Genomic DNA, 3,893 nt, shown 5'->3' on the forward strand with positions numbered 1-3,893 from the left:
GGCTTGCGTGTGGCCGATGTTCGACTTCAGGGATCCCAGCCACAGCGGCCGGTCGTCGGGGCGGTTGTGGCCGTACGTGGACAGCAGCGCCTGTGCCTCGATCGGGTCACCGAGCTTGGTGCCCGTGCCGTGGGCCTCCACCGCATCCACGTCGGTCGGCGACAGGCCCGCTGCGGCCAGGGCCTGCCTGATCACCCGCTGCTGCGAGGGGCCGTTCGGGGCGGTGAGGCCGTTGGAGGCGCCGTCCTGGTTGACCGCGCTCGAGCGTATGACCGCGAACACCTCGTGGCCGTTGCGGCGAGCGTCGGACAGCCGCTCCAGGACCAGCATGCCGACGCCCTCGGACCAGCCGGCCCCGTCCGCGGCCTCGGCGAACGACTTGCACCGCCCGTCAGCGGCCGTCCCGCCCTGTACCGTGAACGCGATGAAGGTCTCCGGCGTCGCCATGACGGTGACGCCGCCCGCCAGTGCCAGCGTGCACTCCCCCGCCCGCAATGCCTGCGCGGCCAGGTGCATCGCCACCAGCGACGACGAGCACGCCGTGTCCACGCTCACCGCGGGACCCTCCAGGCCGAGCGTGTACGCCACCCGGCCGGAGGTGACGCTGCCCGCCCCTCCGGTGAAAGCGTGGCCGCGAAGCTGCTCGTCGGATTCGGTGACCAGCCCGGTGTAGCCCATCTGGTAGGCACCGGCGAACACCCCGGTCCGGCTGCCTTTGAGCGCGACGGGATCGATCCCCGCGTGTTCCAGGGCCTCCCACGAGGTCTCCAGCAGCAGCCGCTGCTGCGGGTCCGTGGCCAGGGCCTCGCGGGGCGACATCCGGAAGAAGGCCGCGTCGAAGTCCCCCGCGTCCGCCAGGAAGCCGCCCTCGCTGGTCACCGACGCGGGCGGGGATCCGGCGGTGCCCAGCAGCTCGTCGAGGTCCCAGCCCCGGTCGGCCGGGAACGGGCCGACGCCGTCACCACCGGACTCGACCAGCCGCCACAGGTCGTCCGGACCCGCCACGCCGCCGGGATAGCGGCAGGCCATGCCCACGATGGCGATCGGCTCGCCCGCCGCGTCGGCGAGGGTCTTGTTCTCCTGGCGCAGGCGGGTGTTGGCCAGCAACGAAGCGCGGAGGGCCTCCGTCAGCTTGTCAACGGACACAGCCATCATCAGCTCCCGGGTTGGTCGTTCACTGATCGCGAAGCGCGATGTTGATGAGGTCGTCGACGTCGGCGTCGAGCAGAAGAGCCTCGTCGGGACCGTCGTCGGCCGGCCGAGCCCGGTGGGCGACGGCACCGTCCGGGCCGTCCTCGTCGCCGGACGGCTCGGCGGGGGCGAAGAGGGAGTCGACGTAGCCGGCCAGCTGGGTGACGGTCGGATAGTCGAACACCACGCCGGACGACAGTGTCCGGCCCGTCCGGGTCCTGAGCAGGTTGCGCAGCTCGACCGAGGTCAGCGAGTCGAAGCCGAGCTCGCTGAAGGACCGGTCGGTGTCGATCCGGCCCGCGGAGGCGTGCCCCAGCACGGTCGCGGCCGAGCCCCGTACCAGGTCGGTGAGGATCTTCTCGCGGTCGGCCCGGGACAAGCCGGCGAGCCGATGTTCGAGATCCTCGTGCCCGTTGCGGGTGTTGACTGCCGCGGGGAGGCGGGGCGCACCACCGGCGAGGTTGCGCCACAGCGGTGCGACGTCCGGCTGTGCCCGCAGGGCCTGCGGATTGAGCCGGGCCGGGCCGAGGACCGCATGACCGGTACGCAGCGCGCGGTCGAACAGCTCCATGCCCTGCTCGACGCCGAGCAGCGGCATGGCCGAGCGGTTGATGCGTTCCAGGTCGCCGCGAGACAGCTCGCCGACCCGGCCGACCTCCGTCGTCCACGCGCCCCACGCCAGCGACAGGCCGGGCAGGCCGTCCCGGCGGCGTCGGCGCATCAGCGCGTCCAGGAACACGTTGGCGGCGGCGTAGTTGCCCTGCCCCGCGCTGCCCAGATGCCCGGCGAGCGACGAGTACACGAGGAACATCGACAGGTCGAGGTCGCGGGTCAGCTCGTGCAGGTGCCACACCGCGTCCACCTTGGGAGCGAGCGCCCGGTCGAGCTTCTCTCGTGTGAGCGAGCCGATGACGCCGTCCTCCAGGACCGCGGCGGTGTGCACCACGCCGGTCACCGGGTGGTCCGGCGGCACGGACGCGAGAACTCCGGCCAGAGCCTGCCGATCACTCAGGTCACAGGCGGCGACTAGGGCCGTGGCCCCCTCGCCGGCGAGCTCGGCCACCAGCTCCGGCACGCCGGGGGCCTCCGCGCCACGGCGGCTGACCAGCAACAGGTGCCGGACGCCGTACTCGCGAACCAGATGGCGTGCGGCCAGCCCGCCCAGACCGCCGGAGCCGGTGATCACAACCGTGCCGTCGTTGTCGAGGGCGAGTCGCGTCGCGGCCGGAACGGTCAGCACGAGCTTGCCGATGTGCTTGGCCTGACTCATGTACCGGAACGCGGCCGGCGCCTGACGCATGTCCCAGTCGGCCACCGGAAGCGGTCGCAGCTCGCCCGCTTCGAATAGCTCGACCAGCTCCCGCAGCATCGCCTGGATTCGGACGGCCCCGGCGTCCATGAGCTCGAAGGCCTGATAGCTCACCCCGGGGTGGCGGCCCCCCACCTGCTCGGACGAGCGGACGTCGGTCTTGCCCATCTCCACGAACCGCCCGCCGGGGGCCAGCGTATCCAGCGAGGCGTCCACGAACTCGCCGGCCAGGGCGTTGAGTACGACATCGACGCCGCGGCCGCCGGTGCCCTCGGTGAAGCGCCGGTGGAAGTCCAGGTCGCGGGACGAGGCCACGTGGTCCTCCGCGACGCCCCACTCGTGCAGCACCGGCCACTTGGCCGGGCTCGCGGTCGAGAAGATCTCGGCGCCGAGGTGCCGCGCGATCTGGACGGCGGCGAGCCCGACGCCGCCGCTGCCGGCGTGCACCAGCACCGACTCGCCCGCCTGCAGGCCGGCGAGGTCGACGAGGCCGTACCAGGCGGTGAGGAACACGATCGGGACCGAAGCGGCGGTGCTGAACTGCCAGCCCGCCGGCATGGCCACGAGCAGCCGGTGGTCGGTCACCACGAGCGGGCCGAACGCGCCGAAGGCCAGGCCCATGACCCGATCGCCGACCGCCAGGCCGGTCACGCCGGAGCCGACCTCGACGATCACGCCGGCCGCCTCGCTGCCGAGCGGGCCGGGCTCGCCCGGGTACATGCCCAGGGCGTTGAGCACGTCCCGGAAGTTGAGGCCGGCGGCGCGTACCTCCAGCCGCACCTCGTGCGGGGCCAGCGGCCGGGTCGCCTCGGGGCAGGGCAACAGGGCCAGGCCGTCCAGCGTCCCGCTCTCGGTCAGGCCGAGCCGCCACGGCGTGTCCGGGCCGGGGACGGCCAATTCGTCGGCGGGTCCGACCCGGGTCAGGCGGGCGGCCTGGAACTGCCCGCCGCGCAGAGCCAGCTGGGGCTCGTCCGTGGCCAGGGCCCGGCCCAGCACGGCCGCGTCGAGGGCGGCGTCGGTGTCGAGCAGGACGATCCGGCCCGGGTTCTCACTCTGCGCCGAGCGCACCAGACCCCACGCCGCCGCGGCGGGCAGGTCGCCCACGGACTCGCCGGGGTGCGCCGCGACCGCCCCGCGCGTCCACACGACCAGCGGAGCGACGGGTTCCTTACGCAGCCAGTGCTGCAGTTGTTCCAGAACCCAGCCGGTCAGTTCGTGCGTGGCGTCGACGACGGGACCGGCCCCGGCCGCCACGGCGAGTACGACCGGCGACGAGCCAACTGTGTCGACAGTCTCCACAGTGGTGTGACCGGTGCCGTTCCGGTCGACGAGCAGCCTTGGGTCAAGGCCCCACCTTTACTGTCGGCTGACGTTCGTTCCGGCACGCCCTGAC

2 protein-coding genes are annotated in these 3,893 nt (G+C 73.0%); both read right to left on the reverse strand.

Going from position 1 to position 3,893, the window contains the following annotated elements; all coding sequences use genetic code 11:
- The coding region (locus ABZ646_RS42295) for a beta-ketoacyl synthase N-terminal-like domain-containing protein (RefSeq protein WP_360531830.1) at window positions 1-1,146 on the reverse strand (1,146 nt) is incomplete at its 3' end.
- Window positions 1,147-1,174: 28 nt separating this feature from the next.
- Window positions 1,175-3,799 (reverse strand): SDR family NAD(P)-dependent oxidoreductase, encoded by a 2,625-nt coding sequence (locus tag ABZ646_RS42300; RefSeq protein ID WP_360531827.1) that lies wholly within the window; start codon window positions 3,797-3,799, stop codon window positions 1,175-1,177.
- Window positions 3,800-3,893: the final 94 nt, after the last annotated feature.

The organism is Streptomyces sp. NPDC007162, assembly GCF_040634175.1.
Taxonomy (GTDB): Bacteria; Actinomycetota; Actinomycetes; order Streptomycetales; family Streptomycetaceae; genus Streptomyces.